The following is a 24718-nucleotide window of genomic DNA, read 5'->3' as shown; positions in this document are numbered from 1 at the left end:
TCTCAACTCTCCTCAGACATCGTCGGTCGTGGCTTTCTCCTCGCGCAGGATGGCGAGGAGGGCGTCGAAGCCGAGCTCGTAGGAACGGGATCCGAAGCCGCAGATCACGCCCCGGCAGACGGGCGCGATCATCGAATGGTGGCGAAATGGCTCGCGGGCGTGCACGTTCGAGAGGTGCACTTCGACGCAGACCGCGCCGGAACCCGCGATGGCGTCGCGCAGGGCGATGGAGGTGTGGGTATAGGCGCCGGCATTGAGCACGAGCCCCGCGCCGGAGAGCCCCGCCTCCTGCACGAGCGTGACGAGCTCGCCCTCGCTGTTCGTCTGCCGGAACGTCAGCGCCACGCCCGCCTCCCGCGCGCGCTCGGACAGGCGCGCCTCGATGTCGGCGAGCGAGACGTGCCCGTAGATCCCGGGCTCGCGTCGGCCGAGCAGATTGAGGTTCGGACCGTTGAGGACGTGGATCGCGATCATGCGGGCGCGGGCTCTCGACCGGCGCCCCCCATGGACACCGGCGCCGCCCTCTTAGCCGGAAGTCGCAAAGCGGGAAAGAGGAATCGGGGCCGCAGCCGCCGCCCTCAACAGCTCGTGCTGCCGCAGCTGCGCGTGTTCGACACCGCCTCGGCGAGCCGGGCCTGCCCGACGGCGCCGAAGATGACGCTGTCGCCGACGACCCAGGCGGGCGTTCCCGTCAGCCCGAGACGGTCGGCGAGCTGCATGTTCTCGGTGAGCACGGCGCGCACGCGGTCGCTGCGCATCTCGGCGCGCAGCGCCTCCGGATCGAGCCCCATCTCCTGCGCGACCGCGAGCGCGCGGGCGCCGTCGATCTGCCCGCGCGTGCCGAGGAGCTCGACGTGGAAGGCGGCCGCCTGCTCCGGCGAGAGCTTGCCCGTCGCCGCGATCGAGATCTGCGCGGCTTCGAGCGAGTTCTGGCCCAGAACCGGGAACTCCTTGAGCACGACCCGCAGCTGCGGATCGGCCTCGACCATCGCGAGAATGTCGCCCAACGCCCGCTTGCAGAAGCCGCAATTGTAGTCGAAGAACTCGACCAGGGTCACGTCGCCGTCGGGATTGCCGAGGACGACGTCGTGCGCCGACGCGAACAGGGTCTCCTGCTCCTCCTCCAGCGCCTGGCGCTGCGCCGCCTCCTGCGCGACGGCCTGGCGGCGCTCGAGCTCGGCGAACACGTCGCGCATGATCTCGGGGTTTTCGAGGAGGTACTCGCGCACGATCTCGCCGATCTCGGCGCGCTGCGCGTCGTCGAACCGGCGCTCCTGCGCGGAGGCGGGGACGAGCAGGGAGGCGGCGAGGAGGGCGGCGGCCCCGAAAGCGGCAATCTTCTTCATGAGGAGGACGTCTCTCGATCGTTCCGTTGAACCGAATTCGTGTCGGCGCCGTGCCTCACCGCCGCGGCGGCTCGAACTCGGCGATGTCCCGCGCGCGCCGCCACGAGGGCGAGCCCTCGGTGAAGCCGCGCATGGCGCGGGTCGCCTGGGCGCGGGCGCTCGCATGGTCTCCGGCGGCGAAGTGATACTCCGCCGTGGCGAGTTCCGCGAGCGGGATCTGCCCGGTGCGGCCGTATGCCATGGCGAGGTGGCGGAAGGCGTGCGGCCAATCGGGCTCGCGGCGGGTGACGACGTTGAGCTGGCGCACCGCCTCCTCGAGGCTCGCCCCGTCGCCGAGCGCGATCAGCGCCTGGCCGTAGAGCGTGCGGATCGGCATCGCGTTCTCGGCGAGCTGCACCGCGCGCCGCAGCGACGCGACCGCCTCGCGCGGGCGCGCCGATTCGAGCAGGACCTGGCCGCGCAGCTCGTGGAAATAGGGATTGTTCGGCTGCGCCGCGAGAAGCCCGTCGATCAGCGCGAGCGCCTCCGACGAGCGGCCCGTGCGGTGCATCACGATCGAGCGCGCATAGCGGGAGGCGAGCGAATTGTCGTGCGGGGGGTAGCGGTTGAGCACGGTCTCGGGCCGCTCGACGAAGCCGAACAGCTTGGCGCGGGCGAGATCGTGGCGCGCCTGCAAGGCAGGCGGGTCCTTGGCGTCGCGGTAGGGGCTCTCGGCCGCGAGCCGCTGGAGGAGCGCGATGCGCTCGGCCGGAAGCGGATGGCTCAGCAGATAGGGGTCGAGCGCGCGGGTGCGGAACAGGCCCGAATCGGCGAAGCGCTCGAACACGCGGATCTTGCCCATCGGCGATTGCCGGGTCGCGGTGAGATAGCGCACGGCGGCGACGTCCGCCGCCTGCTCCTCGGAGCGCTGATAGGACAGGAGGTTGCGCATCGCGAGCTCCTGGCCGCCCGCGAAGATGCCGGACACGCCCGTCCCCGTATTGCCGATCGTGTCCCCCGAGCGGCTCGCGCCGACCAGGGCGCCCGCGCCCGCGAGCATGCCGACGACGGAGAGGATCTGCGCCGTCGCGATCTCCTGGCGCAGCCGCGCGAGATGCCCGCCGGCGATGTGGCCCGCCTCGTGGGCGATGACGCCGATCACCTCGTTCGGCGTCTCCGAGTCCATGATCGCGCCGACATTCATGAAGATCCGCTGCCCGTTCGCGACGAACGCGTTGAAGGAGCGGTCGGCGATGAGCACGATCTGCGTCGACTGCGCGTTGATGCCCGCCGCGCGGAAGATCGGCGTCGCGTAGTCGCGCAGGAGCGCCTCGACCTCCGCGTCGCGCACGACGGGCAGGCTGCGCCCCTGCGCCGAGGCGGGGGCGGCGGGGGCGAGCGCCAGGAGGCCGGCGAGCGCCAGGGCGCCGATTCGGCGCGGCGAGAGGAGCGCGCGGGCGGGGAGCGAGCGGGAGGCGATCTGCATCGGCGATTCGGCTCGGGGTTGCGGTCGCGACGAGGGTAGGGGTACAGGCTGGGCGAGACGATGGTCAAATCACGCTTTCGGCAAAGAGCGGCGACGCGCCGCGGCCCCGCGAGGTCTCCAGAATGAGCGACGAGACGAATCCCCCGCGCCTGCCTGCGCTCGCCGCCCGCGCGGAGCGCGTGGCGCCGTTCCTCGCGATGGACGTGCTCGCCCGTGCCGCCGCCCGCGAGCGGGAGGGCGCGAGCGTCGTGCGCATGGAGGTCGGCCAGCCCTCCGCGCCGGCTCCGCGTGCCGCGCGCGAGGCGGCCAAGGCCGCGCTCGAGGAGGGCCGGATCGGCTATACGGAGGCGCTCGGCATCGCCCCCTTGCGCGAGCGGATCGCCCGCCATTACCGCGAGACCTACGCCGTCGCGGTGCCGCCGGAGCGGATCGCCGTGACGACGGGCTCGTCGGCCGGCTTCGTGCTCGCCTTCCTCGCGATGTTCGAGGCGGGCGCGCGCGTCGCGATCACCGCGCCGGGCTACCCGGCCTATCGCAACATCCTCGAGGCGCTCGACATCGCGCCGGTCTCGATCCCGCTCGAGAAGGCGACCGGCTACGTGATGACGCGCGCGGCGATCGAGCGGGCGCACGCGCAAGGCGCGCTCTCGGGCGTCCTCGCGATGAGCCCGGCGAACCCGTCGGGCACGATGATGTCCGGGCCCGTCCTCGAGGAGGTGGCGCAGGCCTGCCGTGCGCGGGGCCTGTGGCTGATCTCGGACGAGATCTATCACGGGCTCACCTACGAGGCGCCGGCGCAGACCGCGCTCGCCTACGATCCGGACGCGATCGTGGTGAACTCGTTCTCGAAATATTACTGCATGACCGGCTGGCGCGTCGGCTGGCTCGTCCTGCCCGAGCGGCTGGTGCGCCCCGTCGAGCGGCTCGCCCAGAGCCTGTTCATCTCCGCGCCCTACCTCTCCCAGATCGCCGCGCTCGCCGCCTTCGACGCGGTCGAGGAGCTCGAGGCGGTGAAGGCGGGCTATGCGCGCACCCGCGCCATGCTGCTCGAGGAATTGCCGCGGCTCGGCCTGCGCGAGATCCACCCCGCCGACGGCGCCTTCTACGTCTATGCCGACATCGGCCGCTTCACCAACTCGTCCCTCGATTTCTCCCGCCGCCTCCTGGACGAGGCGGGGGTCGCGGCGACGCCGGGCGTCGATTTCGACCCCAATGAGGGCAGCCATTGGCTGCGCCTGTCCTTCGCCGGCGGCTTCGACCAGTGCCGCGAGGGCGTCCGCCGGCTCGCGGGCTTCTTGCGGTGAAATGTCAGGAGATGCGGCTACGGGCCGGCAGCGCTCTGCCCACCCGGTGAGAGCGCGGTGCCGTCAGCGCGAGGCGCCCGCGACCTCGTTCCAGAGGGGGTAGAGCGGCGGCTCGTCCTCCTCGATCGTGCTGAAGCGGCCGATCTCCTCGAGGAAGAAATTGTCGCCGAAATCGTCGTTCGACTGGCTCACCTCCGCGACGAAGACCGCCCCGCGGCCGCCCTCGCCCCAGAAGCGGTGCTGGAGGCCGCGGGGGATCGTGATCGAGGCGCCCGGCACGATCCGCACCGGCCCGGCGAAGGGATCGACCGCGCGCCCGTCGACGCGCGGCGTCCAGTCGCCCAGAGGAAAGCTCCCCTCGCGCGCGAATTCGACCATCAGGTTGCCGCCGCCGCGCACGATGATGTCCTCGAGCTTCACCTTGTGGGCGTGAAACGGGGTCTCCTGGTCCTCGCCGACGAAGAGGAGCTTTTCCGCATAAGGGCGCTCGTCGGCGCGGCCCTGGATGCCGTTGCGGATGCACAGGAGCGCCAATCCGCGCCGCTCGAAGGCGCCCTGGCCGAAATCGGTGACGTCCCAGCCGATCTGGCGCTCGGCGAGGAAGCGCGACCGCTCGGGCTCGCCCGCATGGTCGGCGAGGCTCCAATCCGCCCAGTCCGGCAGCGCGAAGCCGTGGGCGCGGCAGGTCTCGCGTGCCTCGCGGAGCGCCTGGTTGATGCGCGAGCGCTTCATCGGGAACCCTCCCTCTCAATCGACGAGATAGCGTTGCGCGAGCGGGATCGCGGCGGCGCCGAGCACGCGGGCGTGCGGGCCGACCGTGCCCGCGCGGATGCGCAGGGGCTCGATGCCGGACAGATCGAGCCGCCGGAAGGCGTGATCGGTGCGCGCCACGATCTCCTCGCGCAGATCGGCCGGCAGCCAGCCGTCGATCACGACGGCGTCGAGTTCGAGGAGCGCGGAGGCGCTCAGGATCGCGCTCGCGAGACCCTGCGCGCTCGCCGCGACGAAGCCCTCGCGCACCGCGGGCGAGAGGTCCCAGTCCTCGGGGCTCTCCCACAGGCGCTCGGGGTCGCCGCCCGCCTCCGCGATCCGCGCGGCGAGCGCGCAGAGCGAGGCGATCGAGAGGAGCGGCGCCCCGCCGCCGCCGGGGCAGGGGACGGGGAGGGGGCCGAGCCCCGCCGCATTCCCTCGCCTTCCGGTATAGAGCTGGCCGTTGAGGACGAGCCCGCCGCCGATGAAGAAGCCGAAATAGATCGTCAGCGCGTTCTCGAGCCGCTCGCCGGTGCCGAACACGAGCTCGGCCCCGCAGGCCGCGGTGGCGTCGTTCTGGAGCGTGACCGGCAGCTCGGTGAGCGCGGCGATCTCGGCGGCGATGTCGCGGGTGCGCCAATCGTCGAGCGCGCCCGGCGGCGCGTCGAGATAGGCGCCCCAGTTCCAGAGCTGGAACGGCATGGCGATGCCGAGCCCCACGATCTTGTCCTGAGCGAGGCGATCCCGCCGCCCGGCCGGCAGCGCTCGTCGCAGGGCCGGCAGCCGCTCGGCGACGAAGGCGACGACCGCGTCCGGCGTCGGATAGCGCCAGACGCGGCGATCGGCGGCGACGACGCGCCCGAGGAAGTCGACGAGCGCGAGCTCGATGCTGCGCCGGCCGATCTTGAGCCCGAAGAAGAGGGCGCCCTCGCCCGAGAGCCGCATCGGCACGGAGGGCTGTCCGACGCGCCCGCGCACCGGCGACCCGCGGGCGATCAGCCCGTCCGCCTCGAGCGCACGCACGATCACCGAGACCGCCTGGTTCGAAAGCCCGGTCGCGCGGGCGATCTCGGTCTTGGCGAGCGGGCCGTCGCGGCGCAGGAGCGAGAGGACGAGCCGCTCGTTGTGCGCGCGCATGCCGCTCGCATTGGCCCCGCGAAAGGGCGCGCCCGCGCGTCTCGCGGCGCTCGGCGCGATCTCGTGCTCTGCGCGATCCAAACCCGGCATTCTCCGCGAGGCGTCGGTGCGACGCCCGGCGCGACCTTGGCGCCCGGCACGGCGGGCTGTCAATATTACTTCACTGTGAATTAATCGCTTGACGAGCCGCGACGCTTGGCATTTCCTTGGTCCCGCAGGGAGGAACGCGAGGAAGACGTCGGGCCTCGGCGCACGCGCCGTCCGCAAGGCAGCCATTTCAGGGCCGCACCCCGGCCGCCGCCGCCGTCGCACCGCGCGACCCTCTCCGCACCAGACGAGAGCCTCGAGCGAAGAAGCCAGGCCCGGGAGGAAAACCGTGAGACACATCAAGACCATGGCCATGGTCGGCCTGAGCGCGGCCGCGCTCGCCGCCGCCACCCCCTCCGCCGCCCAGGACATCAGCGCCTGCCTGATCACGAAGACGGACACGAACCCGTTCTTCGTGAAGATGCGCGAGGGCGCCGAGGAGAAGGCGGCCGAGCTCGGCATGCGGCTCTTCGCCTATGCCGGGCGCATCGACGGCGACCACGAGAGCCAGGTTCAGGCGATCGAGACCTGCATCGTCAACGGCGTCTCGGGCATCCTGATCACCGCCTCCGACACCGCCGCGATCGTGCCCCCGCTCCAGCAGGCGCGCGACGCGGGCATCCTCGTAATCGCGCTCGACACGCCGCTCGAGCCGATGACGGGCGCGGACATGACCTTCGCGACCGACAATTTCCGCGCCGGCGAGCTGATCGGCGCCTGGGCGGCGGCAACGATGGGCGATGATGCCGAGAATGCCCGCATCGGCCTCCTCAACCTCAACATCAGCCAGCCGACCGTCGACGTCCTGCGCAACCAGGGCTTCCTCACCGGCTTCGGCATCGATGTCGGCGACCCCAACCGCTGGGGCGACGAGACCGACCCGCGCATCGTCGGTCACGACGTGACGAACGGCAACGAGGAGGGCGGGCGTCAGGCGATGGAGAACCTGCTCGCCATCGACCCCATGATCAACGTCATCCACACCATCAACGAGCCCGCCGCCGCGGGCGCCTTCGAGGCGTTGCGCGCGATCGGGCGCGAGAACGACGTGCTCGTCGTCTCCGTCGACGGCGGCTGCCCGGGCGTGCGCAACGTCGCCGACGGCGTGATCGGCGCGACCTCCCAGCAATACCCGCTGCTGATGGCCTCGCTCGGCGTCGAGGCGATCCACCGCTTCGCCGCCGACGGCACGCGCCCCGAGCCGTCGCCTGGCCTCGACTTCTTCGACACCGGCGTCGCCCTCGTCACCGACGAGCCGGTCGAGGGCGTGCCCTCGATTTCGGTCGAGGAAGGTCTCGACCTCTGCTGGGGGTGAGGCTGGACCGATGTCAGGAGGCGCCGCCGCTCTCCTTCCCCTCAGGGGAAGGTGGCCCGGCGCCGAAGGCGACGGGTCGGATGGGGTTTTTCGCAGCGAAGCTGCGAAGGGGCGTTGTCCTAGAGCTCCTTACGTACGGAGAAGCCCGACGCCCCTTCGACCCTTCGGGTCGAATGACCCCATCCGTCTCCGACCCCTGTCGGGGTCGGAGCCACCTTCCCCTGAGGGGAAGGAGAGAGGAGCACGCCGTTCCGGCGGCGCTCGCATGCGGTGAGAACGACGACGTTTGCCACTCGAGGGCCCCGTGATCGGGCGAGCCCGTCGGGAGACGCCATGCAGAAGGATACGTCCGAGGCGGCCGGCACGGATGCCGCTACGATCACCGCCCCGCGCGAGATCGCCGAATTCGACCACGCCAAGGGCCCGCTCGGGCGCCTGCAGGATTTCCTGCATCGAACGCCCGCGGCGGTGCCGCTGATCGTGCTCGTCCTGTCGATCGCGGTGTTCGGGATCCTGCTCGGGCAGCGCTTCTTCTCGCCCTTCTCGCTGACGCTCATCCTCCAGCAGGTCGCGATCGTGGGGATCGTGGGGGCCGCCCAGAGCCTCGTCGTGCTCACCAAGGGCATCGACCTGTCGGTCGGCGCGATCATGGTTTTGTGCTCGGTCGTGATGGGGCAGTTCGTGTTCCGCTACGGCCTGCCGCCCGAACTCGCGATCCTGTGCGGGCTCGGGATCGGGGCCTTGTGCGGGCTCGTCTCGGGCATTCTCGTCGCGAAGGTCCGGCTGCCGCCCTTCATCGTCACGCTCGGCATGTGGCAGATCCTGCTCGCGGCGAACTTCCTCTATTCCGCCAACGAGACGCTGCGCTCGCAGGACATCGCGGCGCGCGCGCCGATCCTGCAATTCTTCGGCGAGCGCGTCACGATCGGCGGCGCCGTCCTTACCTACGGCGTGATCGCGATGATCGCGCTCGTCCTCGTCCTCGTCCTCGCCTACGTCCTCAAGCACACCGCGTGGGGGCGCCACGTCTACGCGGTCGGCGACGATCCGGAGGCGGCGAAGCTCGCGGGCGTCAAGGTCGACCGGGTGCTGATCTCGGTCTACGTGCTCTCGGGCCTGATCTGCGCGCTCGCCGGCTGGGTGCTGATCGGGCGCATCGGCTCCGTGAGCCCCACCGCCGGCCAGTTCGCCAACATCGAATCGATCACGGCGGTGGTGATCGGCGGCATCTCGCTCTTCGGCGGGCGCGGCTCGATCATGGGGATGCTGTTCGGCGCGCTCATCGTCGGCGTGTTCTCGCTCGGCCTGCGGCTCATCGGCACCGACCCGCAATGGACCTATCTCCTCATCGGCATGCTGATCATCGTGGCCGTGGCCATCGACCAGTGGATCCGGAAGGGCTCGCCATGACGACGCAGCCGATCCTCAGCTGTCGCGGCCTCGTCAAGCGCTACGGTCGCGTGACCGCGCTCGACGGCTGCGATTTCGACCTCTATCCCGGCGAGATCCTCGCCGTGATCGGCGACAACGGCGCGGGCAAGTCGACGCTGATCAAGGCGCTCTCCGGCGCCGTGCGCCCGGACGAGGGCGAGATCCGGCTCGACGGACGGGCGGTGCACTTCCACTCGCCGATCGACGCGCGCAGCGCCGGCATCGAGACCGTCTACCAGAACCTCGCGCTCTCCCCCGCGCTCTCGATCGCGGACAACATGTTCCTCGGCCGCGAGATCCGTCGCCCCGGCCTGATGGGGAGCCTGTTTCGCATGCTCGACCGGCCCGCGATGGAGCGCATGGCACGCGAAAAACTCTCCGAGCTCGGCCTGCTCACGATCCAGGACATCGGCCAGCCGGTCGAGACGCTGTCGGGCGGGCAGCGGCAGGGGGTGGCGGTCGCGCGGGCTGCCGCCTTCGGCTCGAAGGTCGTGATCATGGACGAGCCGACCGCCGCGCTCGGCGTCAAGGAGAGCCGGCGCGTGCTCGAGCTCATCCTCGACGTGAAGGCGCGCGGGCTCCCGATCGTGCTGATCAGCCACAACATGCCCCATGTCTTCGAGGTGGCGGACCGCATCCACATCCACCGCCTCGGCCGGCGCCTGTGCGTGATCGACCCCAAGGAGCACTCGATGTCGGACGCGGTCGCCTACATGACCGGCGCCAAGCGCCCGGCCGAGGCGAAGGCCGCCTGATCATGGAGGAGGGCGAGGCGATCGCGGCCAAGGCGGCGCGGCTCGCGAGCGAGATCCGCGCGCGCGCGGGCGACGCGCCGCGGTTCGTCGTCGGCATCGCCGGGCCGCCGGGGGCGGGCAAGTCGGCGCTCGCCGCGGCGCTCGTCGCCGCCCTGCAGGCGCGAGGCGAGAGCGCGCAGGCGGTGCCGATGGACGGCTTCCACCTCGACAACGCGCTCCTCGACGCGCGCGGCCTGCGCGCCCGCAAGGGCTCGCCGGAGACCTTCGACGTCGCGGGCTTCCGCACGCTGCTCGAGCGGCTGCGGGTGGAGGGGGAGGGGAACGGCGAGGTTCTGATCCCGCTCTTCGACCGCGCCGCCGATCTCGCCCGCGCCGCCGCCGCCGCCGTCGCGCCCGATTGCCGCTTCCCGGTCGTGGAGGGCAATTACCTCCTTCTGCGCGATCCGCCCTGGGATGCGCTGCGCCCGCTCTTCGACCTCACGATCGGGCTCGCGGTGCCCGAGGACGAGCTTCGCCGCCGCCTCGTCGCGCGCTGGCTCGCCCACGGCCTCGACCGGCAAGCCGCCCGCGCCCGCACGGAGGGCAACGACCTCACCAATGCCCGCCTCGTCGCCACCCGCTCCGCGCCCGCGGACATCGTGGTGGATTGAGAATCCTTTTTTCCGTTGTCATCAAGTCAGTCGCGCCGATCGAAGTACGGCAGGGGGGAGCGGCTCCAACGGTGTCATCCCCGGCCGGAGGTCGCTTGCGACCGGAGGGGAAGGGGACCCAGCACGAAAAATGCTTGCGGAGCAAGCGCTTGCGGCGGCGACGAGCCGCCTGGTCGGCGGCACGATCGTGTGCTTCGCACACGTCTTGGTGCTGGGTCCCCTTCCCCTGCGCACGCTACGCGTGCTCCGGCCGGGGATGACACGGGGGAGCTGCGCCGACGGTGTCATCCCGAACTACTCGCACCGGCTCCCTTGAGGAGCGAGCGCGGCACCCGAAATGACGGGCGGGAAGAAGAGCCGCAACCCCTCAATACAGCCCGCCGGTACCCCCGCCGATCGTCTGCATCGCCTCGGGCACCATCACCGGCACCTCCGCGCCGCCGACGATGGAATAGGCGTCGGGCGGGGCGGTGCCGGGCTTGAAGGCTTCGAGGATCACGCCGCCTTCGCCCGCGCCGGCGCGCAGGCCGTTGCTCGCATTGACCGGGATGAGCTTGATGCCGGGCGGGACGCGGAAGGGGGTCGCGGGCTGGTCGGCGAGCGCCATCGCCATGAAATCGCGGAAGATCGGCGCGGCGTAGCGGCCCGCGGTGACGTTGCGGCCGAGCGAGCGGGGCTGGTCGAAGCCGATATAGACGCCGACCGCGAGATCCGGCGAGAAGCCGACGAACCAGACGTCCTTCGCGTCGTTCGTGGTGCCCGTCTTGCCGGCGAGCGGCTTGCCGACCTCGCGGATCACGGTCGCGGTGCCGCGCTCGACCACGCCCTCGAGCATCGAGGTGATCTGGAAGGCGGTGAGCGGGTCGAGCACCTGCTCGCTCTCCTCGACGAGGACCGGCTCGCCCTGGCCGTGCCAGGCCTCGGCGTTGCAGCCGAGGCACTCGCGCCGGTCGTGGCGGAAGATGGTCGCGCCGGTGCGGTCCTGGATGCGGTCGATCATGGTCGGGCGGATGCGCCGGCCGCCGTTGACGAACATCGAATAGGCCGTCGTCATGCGCAGGACCGTCGTCTCGCCCGCGCCGAGCGACATCGAGAGCACCGGCAGCATGTCGTCGGCGACGCCGAAGCGGCGGGTATAGTCGACGATCAGCGGCATCCCGATGTCCTGCGCGAGGCGCACCGTCATCAGGTTCTTCGAGCGCTCGACGCCGAAGCGCAGGGTGCGCGGGCCGGCGGGGCGGCCGTCGTAATTCGTCGGCGTCCAGGGCTGCGCGCCCGGCACGGCGATGGTGATCGGCTCGTCGAGCACGATCGAGGACGGCGTGTAGCCGTTGTCGAGGGCCGCGGCGAAGACGATCGGCTTGAAGGCCGAGCCCGGCTGGCGCAGCGCCTGCGTCGCGCGGTTGAACTCGCTCTGGTCGAAGGAGAAGCCGCCGACTATGGCGTGCACGCGGCCGGTATGGGGGTCCATGGCGACGATCGCGCCCGAGACTTCGGGGATCTGACGCAGCCGGAAATCGCCGTTGTCCTGGCGCTCGACATAGACGACGTCGCCGACCGAGAGCACCTGGGCGATCGACCGGCCCGTCCAGCGCACGCCGTCGGGGCGCACGAGGCCGGTATTGCGCGCCGCGTCGACGCCGCCCGAGATCAGCCGCTCGGGACGCAGGCCGATGCGCGCACCCTCGCCCGTCACCTCGAGCACGACCGCGAGCTGCCAGGGCTGGACGTCGGCGAGCGGGCGCACGGCCGCGACGGCCTCGCCCCAATCGGCCCCGAGCTCGATCTTCTGGACCGGCCCGCGCCAGCCGCCGCGCTCCTCGTCGTAGCGCACGAGGCCGTCGATCAGCGCCTTGCGCGCCATCGCCTGCATGGCCGGATCGAGGGTCGTGCGGATCGAGAGGCCGCCCTCGAGCAGCGCCTCGTCGCCGTAGCGTGCGGCGACCGCGCGGCGGACGTCCTCGACGAAATAGCCCGCGCCGAGGAGGTTCGGCGAGATGCGCCGCGGCGTCACCGCGAGCGGCTCGGCCTTGGCGGCCTCGGCCTCCTCCTCGGTGATGAAGCCGTTGGCGACCATGCGGTCGAGCACCCAGTTCCGGCGGCCGATCGCGGCGCGCTCGTGGCGGAAGGGGTGATAATTGTTCGGCGCCTTCGGCAGCGCGGCGAGATAGGCCATCTCGGCGAGGGTGAGCTCGTGCACCGACTTGTCGAAATAATCGAGCGCGGCGGCCGCGACCCCGTGCAGGTTGCGGCCGGGGGTCAGCGTGCCGAGGAAGATCTCGTTGAGATAGAGCTCGAGGATCTTCTCCTTGGAGAAGGCCTGCTCCATCCGCAGCGCGATCAGCGCCTCGCGAATCTTGCGCTCCATCGTCTGCTCGGAGGTGAGGAGGAAGTTCTTCGCCACCTGCTGGGTGATCGTGGAGGCGCCCTGCGTCGCGCCCGAGCGCAGGTTCGTCAGCGCGGCGCGGACGATGCCCTCGGGGTCGATGCCGTTGTGGCGGAAGAAATTCCGGTCCTCGGCGGAGAGGAAGGCTGCGATCAGCGGCTGCGGGATCGCTTCGATCGGCAGATAGAGGCGCCGCTCGGAGGCGTATTCGGCGACGAGCGTGCCGTCCACCGCGTGCACGCGGCTCATCACCGGCGGCTCGTATTCGGCGAGCTGGGCGTGATCGGGCAGATCGCGGGAGAAATAGACGTAGCCCGCGGCGAGCACGGCGGCGACCGCGAGAAAGGCCACGAAGCCCGCCGAGAAGAGAATGCCGAAGAGCCGCAAGACGAAGCGCATCGTGTCCTGTCCCGTATCCGGCCCGGGCGGGGCAGGGAGCCCGGCGCCGACCGATCGTTCGAAACTATCCCAAAACGCGCGGGGACGGAATCGACCGATGCGCCGCCCCCCGCGCCTGCCCCCTTGCACACCCGATCTATGGTGAAACTGCGGCGCGGACGTCGCCCGTCTGCAACACCTGCGCACGATCGAGGCGCGGGGCGAAGAAGCGCTCGATCGCCTCCGCCATCGCCGCGGTCGCCTCGTCGCGCCAGGCGTCGGAGACGAGGAGCTCGATGTCCTGGCGGCTGGAGAGATAGCCGAGCTCGACGAGGACGGAGGGAACGTCGTGCGCGCGCAGGACGGTGAAGGCCGCCTGGCGGTGGGGATTGCGGTTGAGGCGCACGACGCGCTGCATGCCGTCGACGAGCGTGCGGGCGAAGACGTGCGAATAGCCGCGCGTCTCCCGCGCGGTCAGCTCGCGCAGGATGTCGGCCACCTCGCCGGCGACCTCCTCGCGCGCGACGCCGCCCGCGACGTCGGCGCGGTTCTCGCGCTCGGCGAGCGCGGCGGAGGCGGCGTCGGAGGCGCGCTCGGCATTGGTCCAGACGGTGAGCCCGCTCACCTGCGGGGCCGACGAGATCGAATCGGCATGGATCGAGACGAGCAGATCCGCCCCCGCGGTGCGGGCGATCGCGACGCGCTCCGAGAGGGCGACGAAGACGTCCTCCTCGCGCGTCATCACCACGCGGAAGCGCCCGCTCTCCTCGAGGCGCTCGCGCAGGCGCATCGAGAAGGCGAAGACGATCTCCTTCTCCTCGATCCCGTCCGCCGTGGTCGCGCCGGGATCGATGCCGCCGTGGCCGGGATCGATGACGATCGTCGGCCGCGTGTCGCCCGGCGCGGGCAGGGCGCCGCGCAGGCCGTGCGCGGAGGCCTCGCGCAGGGCGGCGGCGTCGGCGGCGACGGCCTCGCGGAAGGCCTCGGGCGAGGTCGGCGCGAGGGCGAGCGTCATCACCCAGGCGCCGTCGGGGCGGCGGGAGACGTCGAGGCCCGCGATGCGGGCGGGCGCGGCGAGCTCGAGCACGATCCGCGAGCGTTCGGCGGAAAACAATCCGAGCCGCGTCGAGGCCACGAGACCGCCGCTCGGCCGCGTGTCCGCAGGCACGCGGAAGCTCACCCGCGGCAGGTCGACGACGATGCGGTCGGGCCGGTCGATGGCGAAGGCGCGCGCCTCGATCGGCCCGTCGAGGGTCACCGACAGGTGCGCCTCCTCGCCGTGCTCGGCGATCTCGGCGGCGATCGCGACGAGGATCGCGGGCTCGGCGCGCGCGTCGGTCGCGTGGGCGAGGACGGCGATCGCCACGAGGAGCGCGCACGAGGCGGTCGCCAGGAGGCGGCGAATCGCGCCGCGCGGCACCGGATCGGCGCGCCCTGCGATTCCCGCGATCGGCCGGTCTCCCGCCGGATCGTTGGCCATGTCCTCTCCCGTGGCAGGTGGAGGGGCCGTGGCCCGCTCCGGCTCGCGCCCCCCGTCCTGTCGTAACCGATAGGCGGGGCATGGTTAACGGTTGCTTGAACGCCCCGGTTCGGCGGGCCCGGCGGCGTGTTTTTCGTGCAACAGGCACCAAAGCGCTTGCCAAATCCGCAAGTCGCTCTGTAATGGATAGGACCCCGTTCGGCCGAGCCGAATCCGGCGGTGTCGCGCGCGGAGCCGGCCTGGTTGGGCCGCCCGTCCGACGATGCCCCGAGGACTGTGACGATCGAGAGCCGGATGGCGTCGCAGCGCGGCCGCAAAGCCGCGACTCACGCGATGACCGGCATTCCCCGGCCCATCGAATTCGAGAGGATCGTCGGGTGATGCACGCAGGCACGGATTCGGATCGTTCCGTTCGCGTCGCCACGTGCCGCCCCGCATCCGCGGTCAACCCCACGCGCGCCCGTCTCGGGCGCCCAGCGGCGCTTGGCCCGACGCAGACCATGACCCGTCCGATCACTTCGCGCTCGCAGGGCCTCGCCCGCGGCGCAGGCGCTTCGACGGAGACGGACGCACCGGCCAGCGCCATGTCGAGAGTTCTCCATGGCGAACAAGATGCTCATCGACGCCTCGCACCCGGAAGAGACCCGGGTCGTGGTCGTCCGCGGCTCGAAGGTCGAGGAATTCGACTTCGAGGCCGCCAACCGTAAGCAGCTGCGCGGCAACATCTATCTGGCGAAGGTCACGCGCGTCGAGCCGTCCCTGCAGGCGGCCTTCGTCGATTACGGCGGCAACCGGCACGGCTTCCTCGCCTTCAGCGAGATCCACCCGGATTACTACCAGATCCCCGTCGCCGACCGGCAGGCGCTGATCGAGGACGACGCCCGCGCCGAGCGCGAGCGCGACCGCGAGGAGGAGAAGCGCTCCCGCCGCCGCACCAAGGCGAAGTCCGCGAGCGACGACGAGACCGCCTCCGAGGACGGCGACGAGAACGGCGACGACGAGGACAATGTCGACGAGCTCGGTGGCGACGCGATGGAGGAGATGCCCGAGCGTCCCCGCGCGCCGCGCAAGCAGTACAAGATCCAGGAAGTCATCAAGCGCCGCCAGATCCTCCTCGTCCAGGTGGTCAAGGAGGAGCGCGGCACCAAGGGCGCGGCGCTGACGACCTATCTCTCGCTCGCCGGCCGCTACTCGGTGCTGATGCCCAACACCGCCCGCGGCGGGGGCATCTCGCGCAAGATCACCAGCGCCGACGACCGCAAGCGCCTCAAGACGATCGCCCAGGACCTCGAAGTGCCGGAAGGCATGGGCGTGATCCTGCGCACGGCGGGCGCGGCGCGTACCAAGGTCGAGATCAAGCGCGATTTCGAGTATCTGATGCGGATGTGGGAGAGCGTGCGCGAGCTCACGCTGCAATCCACGGCGCCGGCCCTCGTCTACGAAGAGGGCTCGCTCATCAAGCGCGCCATCCGCGACCTCTACAACAAGGACATCGACGAGGTCTACGTCTCCGGCGACGCGGGCTATCGCGAGGCCAAGGACTTCATGCGCATGCTCATGCCGAGCCATGCCAAGGCGGTGAAGGCCTACAAGGAGGTGACGCCGCTCTTCGCGAGCTTCGGCGTCGAGGCGCAGCTCGACGCGATGTTCTCCAACCAGGTCTCGCTGAAGTCCGGTGGCTACCTCGTCATCAATCCGACGGAGGCGCTCGTCTCGATCGACGTGAACTCGGGGCGTTCGACCCGCGAGCACAATATCGAGGACACCGCGCTCAAGACGAATCTCGAGGCCGCCGACGAGGTCGCGCGCCAATTGCGCCTGCGCGATCTCGCCGGCCTGATCGTCATCGACTTCATCGACATGGAGGAGAAGCGCAACAACCGCGCGGTCGAGAAGCGGCTCAAGGACGCTCTGAAGACCGACCGCGCGCGCATTCAGATCGGGCGGATCTCGTCCTTCGGTCTCCTCGAGATGTCGCGCCAGCGCATGCGGACGGGCGTGCTCGAATCCTCCTCCGTGGTCTGTCCGACCTGCGGCGGCTCGGGCTTCGTGCGCGCGACGCCGTCGGTCGCGCTCTCCGTCCTGCGCGCGATGGAGGAGACGCTCCTGCGCTCGGACTCGCACGACCTCAACGTCCGCACGCATTTCGCGGTGGCGTTCTACATGCTGAACCAGAAGCGCGTGCACCTGCGCGAGCTCGAGGAGCGCTTCGGCGTGCAGATCAGCGTCGTCGTCGACGAGACGCTCGAGCACGGCACGCCGTTCGCCATCGAGAAGGGCGAGATCGCGACGAAGCCGGTGGGCCGCGCGACCGGCGTCCGCGCCGAGGCGCTCGCCGCCCCGACGATCGACGAGGCCGCGGAAGCGCGCGCCGACGAGGAGGCCGAGGCGCAGGCCGCGGCGGCCGAGATCGAGCGCGGCGACGAGCGGCGCGAGAGCGAACCCGCGCGCAACGGCGAGGCCAACGGCAACGGCGAGGGACGCCGCAAGCGCCGTCGCCGCCGCCGTCGCGGGCGCGGCGGCGAAGGCCGCGAGGGTCGCGAGGAGACGTTCGAGGCGGGAGCCGAGGAGGTCGGCGACGAGGGCGAGGAGACGCAGGCCGAAGCGGCAGAGGGCGAGAGCGCCGACATCGGCGCCGCGCCGCGACCCGCCGAGGGCGAGCGCGAGGGCTCGCGCCGTCGCCGCGGTCGCCGCGGTGGCCGTCGCGATCGCCGCGAGCCGCTCGACGCGACCGAGGCCGTCAACGCCGAGCCGCTCGACGCGGGTGCCGTGATCGAGGACGCGCCAGTCGCTCCGGAGGCGGCCGAGCCCGTCGCCGAGGCGCCCGCTCCCGCCGAGCCGGTCGCTGACGCCGCCCCGGCCGAGGCTGCGGAACCCGTCGCGGAGGAGGCTCCCAAGAAGAAGCCCGCCCGCAAGCGCCGCACCAAGAAGGACGAGGCCGCGGAAGCGGCTGCCGCCGCCGAAGCCGCCGCAGCGGCCGAGGCCGCGGCCGCCATTCCCGAGGCTCCGGTCGCCGAAGGGGATGCCGGCGCGCTCGTTCAGCCCGCGTCCGAGGCCGAGCCGCAGGCGGGCCTCGCCGATGGGGAGGCGCCGCAGGAGCCCGCCGTCCCCGAGGTCCCGGCCGAGCCCGTCACCGTCGTGCTCACGCCCCCGGACCCGAACCGTCCAAAGCGGGCCGGCTGGTGGTCGCGCGCGAAGTCGGCGCTCACCGGCGAAGGCTGAGAGCTCGAGGTTGTCATCCCGGGCCGCGAAGCGGACCCGGGACCCATACGCTCCGACGATCGTCCGAGCGCGCATGTCGCGCTCGTTACGCTAGGGTGGAGCATCTTTCGTCGGAGAAACGCAGCCTATAGGCTGCGACTGAAGCGTCGTCGGTATGGGTCCCGGATCGCCTTCGGCGTCCGGGATGACACCGCAGCGAAAGTTTTCGAGTTTCGAACCGAGCCGTTCCCGCACGAAAAACCCCCGCGATCTCGGATCGCGGGGGTGAAGTGCGCGTCGGGCTTTGGGCACCCTCGCCCGGCGCGGGGGAACGCTCAGCCGAAGCCGCGGGCCGGGAAGGCGAAGTTCAGGGTCCGGGCGTTCAGGAAGGCCTGCTCGTTGAAGCGCAGGAAGCGCATCGTCTTCTCGCGGCTCTCGAAATAGGACTTCCACACGCGGCGCATGTAGTCGTCGCCATTGTCGTACATGTCCTGCACGAGCTCGCCGGCCGCCTTGCCGAGGCCCTCGAGCACCTCGCGCTCGAGACGCAGGAAGCGCACGCCGTGCTCGGTGCGCAGCACCTCCATGGTGCGGCCGGAGCCGAAATCGTACTCGACCTTCATGTCCTCGTGCATCTGCCAGCAGGCGACCTTGACGATCTCCTGCAGATCCGAGGGGAGGGTCTCCCAGCGGCTGCGGTTGATCATCATCTGCATCATGCCGCCGGGCTCCTGGACGCCGGGGCCGTAGGAGATCTTCGCGACCTGGTGGAAGCCGAGCGCGAGATCGTTGAGGGGGCCGATGAACTCGGCCGCGTCGATCGCGCCCGACTGGAGGCCCGCGAAGATCTCGCCGCCGGGCAGCAGCACCGCCGAACCGCCGACGCGGTTGATGAGATCGCCGCCGAGGCCCGGGATGCGCATCTTCAGGCCGCGGAAATCCTCCATCGAGTTGATCTCGCGCTTGAACCAGCCGAAGGACTGCGCCGCCGTCTGGCCCGCCGGGAAGGCGACGATGCCGAACTGCTTGTTGAGCTCGTCCCAGAGCTCGGCGCCGCCGCCGAAATTGATCCAGGCGATCTGCTCCTGCGCCGTCATGCCGAAGGGCACCGCGAAGAAGATCGAGAAGGCCGGGTTCTTGCCGTGGTGGTAGAACGAGGCGTCGTGGCCCATCTCGGCCGTGCCGTCCATCACCGCGTCCATGCAGCGCAAAGCGGGCACGAGCTCGCCGGCCGCGAAGACGTTGAGCTTCAGCCGCCCGCCCGACATCGCCTCGATGCGCTGCGCGAGCCGGTCCACGCCCGTGCCGGCGCCGGGCAGGCCCTTGGGCCAGGAATGGACGAGGCGCCATTCGATGATGCCGGTGGCGATGGCCGGCGCGGCGATGGTGGTCGCCGCCGCCGCCGTACCGGCGAGCGCGGCCCCCTTCAGGAACTGACGACGTTGCAGCACGGAGTGACCTCCCGATGTTCCGGAGCGTGTCGGTCGGGCCGCGCGCAGGCGCGCGCGCTCCGCCGAGCGGGCGACGGAGGGAGCGGGCGACGGTGATCGCGGCCGTGGTTGGGAACGGGCCTTCGCGGAAGACCCGAACCATCAGGAATTTACCGGACCCGGTCGCCGCCCGAAAATTGATATTGTCAAGTTTCAAGATTGAGGCGAGCAATGCATCCCGTGCATTCCCGCCCTGCGCATGGGGAATGGCGCAAGCTATCCCGCCACGGGTGCGTCACGCGAAATGCCCGCGAAATCCGCGCCCTCGATCTCCCTGCCTTGGCGACGCCCCCGATTTGGAGCCGTTTTCTCGCCGATTCAAACGGTTCGGCGCTCCCGCTTTGACCTGGATCAAAGTGGAGGCAGGCCGAAGGTCTAGGTTCGCTGCGGTGCAGAAAACGGGAGAATCCGATGCGCACGCTGTTCCTTTCCGCCGTCGCTCTGGCCGCTCTGGCGGCCCCGGCGCTGGCGGTCGACGATGCCGCCCTCCGCGAGGAGGCGCTCGGCTGGTTCGAGCCGATACCGATGAATCCCCCCGCCCTCGAGAACAACGTGATGACGCGTGCGCGCGTCGATCTCGGGGCGCAGCTCTTCTTCGATCCGCGGATCTCGCGCTCGGGCCTGTTCTCCTGCAACACCTGCCACAATGTCGGCATGGGCGGCGTCGACGGGCTCGAAGTCTCGATCGGCCACGGCTGGCAGAAGGGCCCGCGCAACGCGCCGACGGTCTACAACGCGATCTTCAACGCCGCCCAGTTCTGGGACGGCCGCGCGCCCGATCTCGCCGAGCAGGCGAAGGGCCCCGTCCAGGCGGGCGTCGAGATGAACAACACGCCCGATCGCGTGGTCGAGACGCTGCGCTCGATGGAGGGCTACGTCGTGGGCTTCGCCGCCGCCTTCCCCGGCGAGGCCGACGCGATCAGCTTCCACAACATGGCGCGCGCGATCGAGGCCTTCGAGGCGACGCTGATCACGCCGAACGCCCGCTTCGACCAGTTCCTGATGGGCGACGACAACGCCCTGAACGCGCAGGAGAAGCGCGGGCTCGCGGCGTTCATGGCGACGGGCTGCGCGAGCTGTCACGGCGGGGTGAATTTCGGCGGCCAGGAATACTTCCCCTTCGGCGTCGTCGAGCGCCCCGGCGCCCGCGTCCTGCCGGAAGGCGACCGCGGTCGCTTCCAGATGACGCAGACCGCCGCCGACGACTACGTCTTCCGCGCCGCGCCGTTGCGCAACATCGAGCTCACCGCGCCCTATTTCCATTCGGGCGCCGTGTGGGATCTCGAAGAGGCGGTGGCGATCATGGGCGTCTCGCAGCTCGGCGCCGAGCTGACCGGCGAGGAGGTCGCCGACATCACGGCCTTCCTGCGCACCCTCACGGGCGAGATCCCGCGCGTCGAGCACCCGATCCTGCCGGTGCGCTCGCAGTCGACGCCTCTGCCCGAGGACATGTGAGGACAGCGCTCGCGCCGCGGAGCACGCTCCGCGGCGCGGCTCACCCCGCGTCGCGCTGCGCGATCCAGTCGAAATCCGGGTGGTTCGCGAAGCGCCAGGCGCGGCGGGGGCCGGCCATGACGTTGAGATAGTACATCTCGATCCCGTAGGGCGCCGCGCAAGGATGGTGGCCGCGGGGCACGAGGACGACGTCGTGATCGGCGACCGCCATCGTCTCGTCGAGGCTCCCGTCCTCCGTGAAGACGCGTTGCAGGCCGAACCCCGTCGGCGGGTCGAGCCGGTGATAATAGGTCTCTTCCAGATAGGTCATGCGCGGGTAGTCGTCCTCGTCGTGCCGATGCGGCGGGTAGGACGACCAATGGCCCTGCGGCGTGAACACCTCCGTGACGAGGAGGCTGTCGGCGACGTCGCGCTCCTCCATCGCGATCGGGTGGATGGTGCGCGTATTGGTGCCGCGTCCGCGGGTGACGGCTTCGACGTCGTCCGGCCCGATCACGGCCACAGGTCGTCCGGGCCGCGCCGGCGCGGTGCAGACCGCGAGCGTCAGGGGCGTGAGCGCCCGCGCGCGCCACGAGGCGCCCGCCGGCACGTAGACCGACCACGGCTTTTCGCGCGCGAACACGCTCTCGCGACCACCCAGCGTCCCGAGCGCGCGCTCGTCCGCCTCGATCTCCGCCCGGCCCTCGACGAGGACGAGGATCGCCTCGCGCTCGCCCGTCCGCGCGCCGACCGCCTCGCCGGGCGCGAGACGGTGGAGGTCGAAGCCGACATAGGTCCAGCCCGCGCGCTCCGGCGTGATGGCGTGGACGTGGCCGCGCGTGCCGCTCGGCCTCACGAGGAGCCGGCTCATCGGACGAGCCCCGCCTCGCGCGCCATCCTTCGCAACGCCTCGAGCCCCATCGACTGGTAGTGGACCGGGTCGCGCACGGCCGGATCCTGCTCGGCCTCGATCACGAGCCAGCCCGAATAGGCGTGCTCTGCGGCGATGGCGAGGACGGGGGCGAAATCGACGCCGCCTTCCGGGTCGCCCGGCACCGTGAAGACCCCGCGCCGCACGCCCTCGAGGAAGCTCAGCCGCTCGCCCTCGACCGCGCGCATGATCGCGGGGCGCACGTTCTTCGCGTGGATGTGGCGCACGCGAGCCATGTGCTTTCGCGCGAGGGCGGTCGGGTCGGCGCCCGCGAAGAAGGCGTGGCCGGTGTCGAGGAGGAGCTTCGTGGCGGGGCCGGTCTCGCGCATCAGCCGGTCGATCTCGGCCTCGTTCTGCACGATCGTGCCCATGTGGTGGTGGTAGACGAGGTCGATGCCGGCGTGCGCGCAATGGGCCGCGAGCGCCTCGACGCCCGCCGCGAAGCCCGCCCACTCGGCCTCCGCCAGAACCGGGCGCTCGGCGAGGGGCACGCGGTCGTCGCCGTGCACGGCGTTCGAGGTCTCGCACACCACGATCACCTGTGAGCCCATGGCGCGCAGGAGGTCGAGCACGGGGTCTATCGCGGCGATCTCCTCGTCGAGGCTGCGGGTCAAAAGGTTCAGCGAGTGCCAGCCGGAAACGTAGGCGAGGCCGTGCGGCGCGAGCGCGGCACGCAGCGCGGCAGCCTCCTGCGGGAACTTGTGGCCCTTCTCGATGCCGTCGAAGCCGATGCGGGCGGCGTCCGCGAGGCAGCGCTCGAGCGGGATGTCGGCGCCGAGGCTGCGATCGTCGTCGTTCGACCAGGCGATGGGGTTGGTGCCGAAGCGGATCATGGTGGTCCCCGTCAGAGGCGCTGCGCGGCGCGGGCTTCGTCGTAGGCGGCGCGGGCGGCGCGGACCGCCTCGCGCTCGGAGGTCTCCGGCACCGCGACGTCCCACCAGGCGCCGCCGGCGGCGGTCGCGGCTCGCGGATCGGTGTCGATCACGATGCCGACGGGCCCGCGCGCGGCCTTCGCCCGCGAGAGCGCGGCCTCGAGCTCGGCGATCGAGCCGACCTTCTCGGCGGCGACCCCCATCGAGGCCATGTGCGCGGCAAAGTCGATGGCGGCGGGGGTCTCGTGCAGGGCGTCGTCGAGGAGGTTGTTGAAGCCCGCCCCGCCGGTCGCCCGCTGGAGCCGGTCGATGCAGCCGAAGCCGCGATTGTCGAGGAGGACGACCGTGAGCTTCACGCCGAGCATGACGGCGGTCGCGAGCTCGGAATTCATCATCATGTACGAGCCGTCGCCGACCATCACCACGACCTCCCGATCGGGCAGCGCCATCTTCACGCCGAGGCCGCCGGCGATCTCGTAGCCCATCGTGGAGTAGCCGTATTCGAGGTGGTAGCCCTGCGGAAGGCTCGCCTGCCAGAGCTTGTGCAGCTCGCCCGGCAGCCCGCCTGCCGCGCACACGACGATCGTCTCCGCGTCGCTCGCGCGCTGGACGGCGCCGATCACCTGCGCGTCGCTCGGCAGTGCGTTGCCCTGCGGTGGCGCGAGTGCGGCCTCGCGCGCGGCGTTCCATTCGGCGAGGAGGGGCCCGGTGTCGATCGCCACGCGCCAGCCGCCGAGCGCCTCCGAGAGCGCGGCGAGGCCCTCCCGGGCATCGGCGACGAGGGGGAGGGCGCCGTGCTTGCCGGCGTCGAAGGCGGCGACGTTGAGCGCGACGATGCGCACGGTCGGATCGCGGAAGAGCGCCCGCGAGCCGGTGGTGAAGTCCTGCAGCCGCGTGCCGACCGCGAGCACCACGTCCGCCTCGCGGGCGAGCGCGTTCGCCGCGCTCGTGCCCGTCACCCCGATCGCGCCGAGGTTTTGCGGATGATCGTGGGGCAGGGACGATTTGCCGGCCTGCGTCTCGGCGACGGGCACGCCGTGCGCGCGCGCGAAGGCGTCGAGCGTCGCGCTCGCCTGCGCATAGAGCACGCCGCCGCCGGCCACGATCAGCGGGCGGCGCGCGCCCTGGAGCGCCGCGACGGCCGCGGCGAGCTCGTCGGCATCCGGCCGCGGCCGGCGCGGGCGCCACACGCGCGGCGCGAAGAAGCTCTCGGGATAATCGTAGCTCTCGGCCTGCACGTCCTGGCAGAAGGCGAGGGTGACGGGGCCGCATTCGGCGGGGTCCGTCAGCACCGCCATCGCGCGCGGGAGCGCCGCGAGGAGCTGTTCGGGGCGGGTGATGCGGTCGAAATAGCGCGAGACGGGGCGGAAGCAATCGTTCGCGCTGACCGTCGCGTCGCCGAAATCCTCGATCTGCTGGAGGACCGGGTCCGGCCGGCGGCTCGCATAGACGTCGCCGGGCAGGAACAGGACCGGCAGGCGGTTGACGTGAGCGAGGGCTGCGGCGGTGACCATGTTGGTCGCGCCCGGCCCGATCGAGCTCGTCACCGCCATGAAGCGGCGGCGCGCGCGCGCCTTCGCATAGGCGATCGCCGCATGCGCCATGGATTGCTCGTTGTGGCCACGATAGGTGGGCAGCCGATCCCGGACGCCGTGGAGCGCCTCGCCGAGCCCGGCCACGTTGCCGTGCCCGAAGATCGCCCAAACGCCCGCGAGGATCCTCTCGCCCGCCTCGTTCTCCTGAGCGGCGAGATACCGGACGCAGGCCTGCGCCGCCGTCAGCCGAATGGTCCTCATCGCCTCACCTCGCGAGACTCGAACGTCGTGGAAGCCGCCGCCCTTCTCCTTCCCCTCAGGGGAAGGTGGCCCGGCGCCGAAGGCGGCGGGTCGGATGGGGTCATTCGCCGCGCGAGCGGCGAAGGGGCGTCGTCGTAGAGCGCCTTACCTTCGGAGAAGCCCAACGCCCCTTCGACCCTTCGGGTCGAAAAACCCCATCCGTCTCCGACCCCTGTTCGGGGTCGGAGCCACCTTCCCCTGAGGGGAAGGAGAGGGGGCGTCGTGTCCGTCTGCACACATCGTGACCTGCGCATCGAACCGAGATCGAAAGGCGCCGCCCTTCTCCTTCCCCTCAGGGGAAGGTGGCCCGGCGCCGAAGGCGGCGGGTCGGATGGGGTCATTCGCCGCGTGAGCGGCGAAGGGGCGTCGTCGTAGAGCGCCTTACCTTCGGAGAAGCCCAACGCCCCTTCGACCCTTCGGGTCGAAAAACCCCATCCGTCTCCGACCCCTGTTCGGGGTCGGAGCCACCTT

Annotated in this window: 18 protein-coding genes; 7 read left to right on the top strand and 11 right to left on the bottom strand. The window is 71.1% G+C overall.

Annotated features, from left to right (window positions below; all coding sequences use genetic code 11):
- Nucleotides 1–12 precede the first annotated feature (12 nt).
- The 3 genes from aroQ to ACK4UM_RS17840 form a co-directional block, all read right to left on the bottom strand.
- Nucleotides 13–474 carry a type II 3-dehydroquinate dehydratase gene (gene aroQ, locus ACK4UM_RS17850; protein WP_409801987.1) on the bottom strand — a complete coding sequence of 154 codons (462 nt, stop codon included), beginning with the start codon at nucleotides 472–474 and terminating at the stop codon, nucleotides 13–15.
- A 104-nt stretch (nucleotides 475–578) separates the two neighbouring features.
- A complete protein-coding gene (locus ACK4UM_RS17845; protein ID WP_409801985.1) occupies nucleotides 579–1346 on the bottom strand; it encodes a DsbA family protein in 768 nt (255 codons plus the stop codon).
- A gap of 55 nt (nucleotides 1347–1401) precedes the next feature.
- Nucleotides 1402–2811, bottom strand: coding sequence for a M48 family metalloprotease (locus ACK4UM_RS17840; RefSeq protein WP_409801983.1), 1410 nt, complete (start codon nucleotides 2809–2811; stop codon nucleotides 1402–1404).
- A gap of 122 nt (nucleotides 2812–2933) precedes the next feature.
- On the opposite strand from ACK4UM_RS17840, the gene ACK4UM_RS17835 reads away from it, so the two are divergent.
- On the top strand, nucleotides 2934–4115 hold the full coding sequence (locus ACK4UM_RS17835; protein ID WP_409801980.1) for a pyridoxal phosphate-dependent aminotransferase: 1182 nt from the start codon (nucleotides 2934–2936) through the stop codon (nucleotides 4113–4115).
- 63 nt (nucleotides 4116–4178) lie between these two features.
- On the opposite strand, the gene ACK4UM_RS17830 is transcribed toward ACK4UM_RS17835, so the two are convergent.
- Both ACK4UM_RS17830 and ACK4UM_RS17825 read right to left on the bottom strand, forming a co-directional pair.
- Nucleotides 4179–4847: a D-lyxose/D-mannose family sugar isomerase gene (locus tag ACK4UM_RS17830; RefSeq protein ID WP_409801978.1), complete on the bottom strand. Its 669-nt coding sequence runs from the start codon at nucleotides 4845–4847 to the stop codon at nucleotides 4179–4181.
- Between the two features lie 15 nt (nucleotides 4848–4862).
- Entirely contained in the window at nucleotides 4863–6083 is a 1221-nt protein-coding gene (locus tag ACK4UM_RS17825) for an ROK family transcriptional regulator (RefSeq protein WP_409801974.1), read from the bottom strand.
- A 295-nt stretch (nucleotides 6084–6378) separates the two neighbouring features.
- On the opposite strand from ACK4UM_RS17825, the gene ACK4UM_RS17820 reads away from it, so the two are divergent.
- The 4 genes from ACK4UM_RS17820 (at nucleotide 6379) to ACK4UM_RS17805 (ending at nucleotide 10240) form a co-directional block, all read left to right on the top strand.
- Nucleotides 6379–7404 carry a sugar ABC transporter substrate-binding protein gene (locus ACK4UM_RS17820; protein WP_409801970.1) on the top strand — a complete coding sequence of 342 codons (1026 nt, stop codon included), beginning with the start codon at nucleotides 6379–6381 and terminating at the stop codon, nucleotides 7402–7404.
- Between the two features lie 333 nt (nucleotides 7405–7737).
- Nucleotides 7738–8814 (top strand): ABC transporter permease, encoded by a 1077-nt coding sequence (locus tag ACK4UM_RS17815; RefSeq protein WP_409801967.1) that lies wholly within the window; start codon nucleotides 7738–7740, stop codon nucleotides 8812–8814.
- The gene (locus tag ACK4UM_RS17810) at nucleotides 8811–9590 is read left to right on the top strand and encodes an ATP-binding cassette domain-containing protein (RefSeq protein ID WP_409801965.1); all 780 of its coding nucleotides are present in this window, start codon (nucleotides 8811–8813) and stop codon (nucleotides 9588–9590) included. The genes ACK4UM_RS17815 and ACK4UM_RS17810 overlap by 4 nt, the downstream gene beginning before the upstream one ends.
- A 2-nt stretch (nucleotides 9591–9592) precedes the next feature.
- On the top strand, nucleotides 9593–10240 hold the full coding sequence (locus ACK4UM_RS17805; protein WP_409801963.1) for a nucleoside/nucleotide kinase family protein: 648 nt from the start codon (nucleotides 9593–9595) through the stop codon (nucleotides 10238–10240).
- Between the two features lie 367 nt (nucleotides 10241–10607).
- Here ACK4UM_RS17805 and ACK4UM_RS17800 read toward each other — a convergent pair whose 3' ends face one another.
- Entirely contained in the window at nucleotides 10608–13025 is a 2418-nt protein-coding gene (locus ACK4UM_RS17800) for a penicillin-binding protein 1A (RefSeq protein ID WP_409801961.1), read from the bottom strand.
- Between the two features lie 136 nt (nucleotides 13026–13161).
- Nucleotides 13162–14484, bottom strand: a complete 1323-nt coding sequence (locus tag ACK4UM_RS17795) for an N-acetylmuramoyl-L-alanine amidase (protein WP_409801959.1) — start codon at nucleotides 14482–14484, stop codon at nucleotides 13162–13164.
- A 600-nt stretch (nucleotides 14485–15084) separates the two neighbouring features.
- Between ACK4UM_RS17795 and ACK4UM_RS17790 the strand changes: the two genes are divergently transcribed.
- Nucleotides 15085–17706, top strand: a complete 2622-nt coding sequence (locus ACK4UM_RS17790; RefSeq protein ID WP_409801957.1) for a ribonuclease E/G — start codon at nucleotides 15085–15087, stop codon at nucleotides 17704–17706.
- A gap of 314 nt (nucleotides 17707–18020) precedes the next feature.
- On the opposite strand, the gene ACK4UM_RS17785 is transcribed toward ACK4UM_RS17790, so the two are convergent.
- Nucleotides 18021–19136 carry a TRAP transporter substrate-binding protein gene (locus ACK4UM_RS17785; RefSeq protein WP_409801955.1) on the bottom strand — a complete coding sequence of 372 codons (1116 nt, stop codon included), beginning with the start codon at nucleotides 19134–19136 and terminating at the stop codon, nucleotides 18021–18023.
- A 450-nt stretch (nucleotides 19137–19586) separates the two neighbouring features.
- On the opposite strand from ACK4UM_RS17785, the gene ACK4UM_RS17780 reads away from it, so the two are divergent.
- The gene (locus ACK4UM_RS17780) at nucleotides 19587–20630 is read left to right on the top strand and encodes a cytochrome-c peroxidase (protein ID WP_409801953.1); all 1044 of its coding nucleotides are present in this window, start codon (nucleotides 19587–19589) and stop codon (nucleotides 20628–20630) included.
- 40 nt (nucleotides 20631–20670) lie between these two features.
- Here the strand turns inward: ACK4UM_RS17780 and iolB are convergent, their stop codons facing one another.
- From iolB to iolD, 3 genes are read right to left on the bottom strand one after another with little or no spacing between them, the layout of a single operon-like run.
- Nucleotides 20671–21480, bottom strand: coding sequence for a 5-deoxy-glucuronate isomerase (iolB, locus tag ACK4UM_RS17775; protein WP_409801950.1), 810 nt, complete (start codon nucleotides 21478–21480; stop codon nucleotides 20671–20673).
- A complete protein-coding gene (gene iolE / locus ACK4UM_RS17770) occupies nucleotides 21477–22373 on the bottom strand; it encodes a myo-inosose-2 dehydratase (RefSeq protein WP_409801946.1) in 897 nt (298 codons plus the stop codon). Before iolE ends, iolB begins: the two co-directional genes overlap by 4 nt.
- An 11-nt stretch (nucleotides 22374–22384) precedes the next feature.
- Entirely contained in the window at nucleotides 22385–24208 is a 1824-nt protein-coding gene (gene iolD / locus ACK4UM_RS17765; protein WP_409801944.1) for a 3D-(3,5/4)-trihydroxycyclohexane-1,2-dione acylhydrolase (decyclizing), read from the bottom strand.
- Between the last annotated feature and the right edge of the window lie 510 nt (nucleotides 24209–24718).

The sequence above is a fragment of the Salinarimonas sp. genome, from assembly GCF_046292825.1.
Lineage (GTDB): Bacteria > Pseudomonadota > Alphaproteobacteria > Rhizobiales > Beijerinckiaceae > Salinarimonas.
This window is presented reverse-complemented; position numbering and strand designations above follow the sequence as displayed.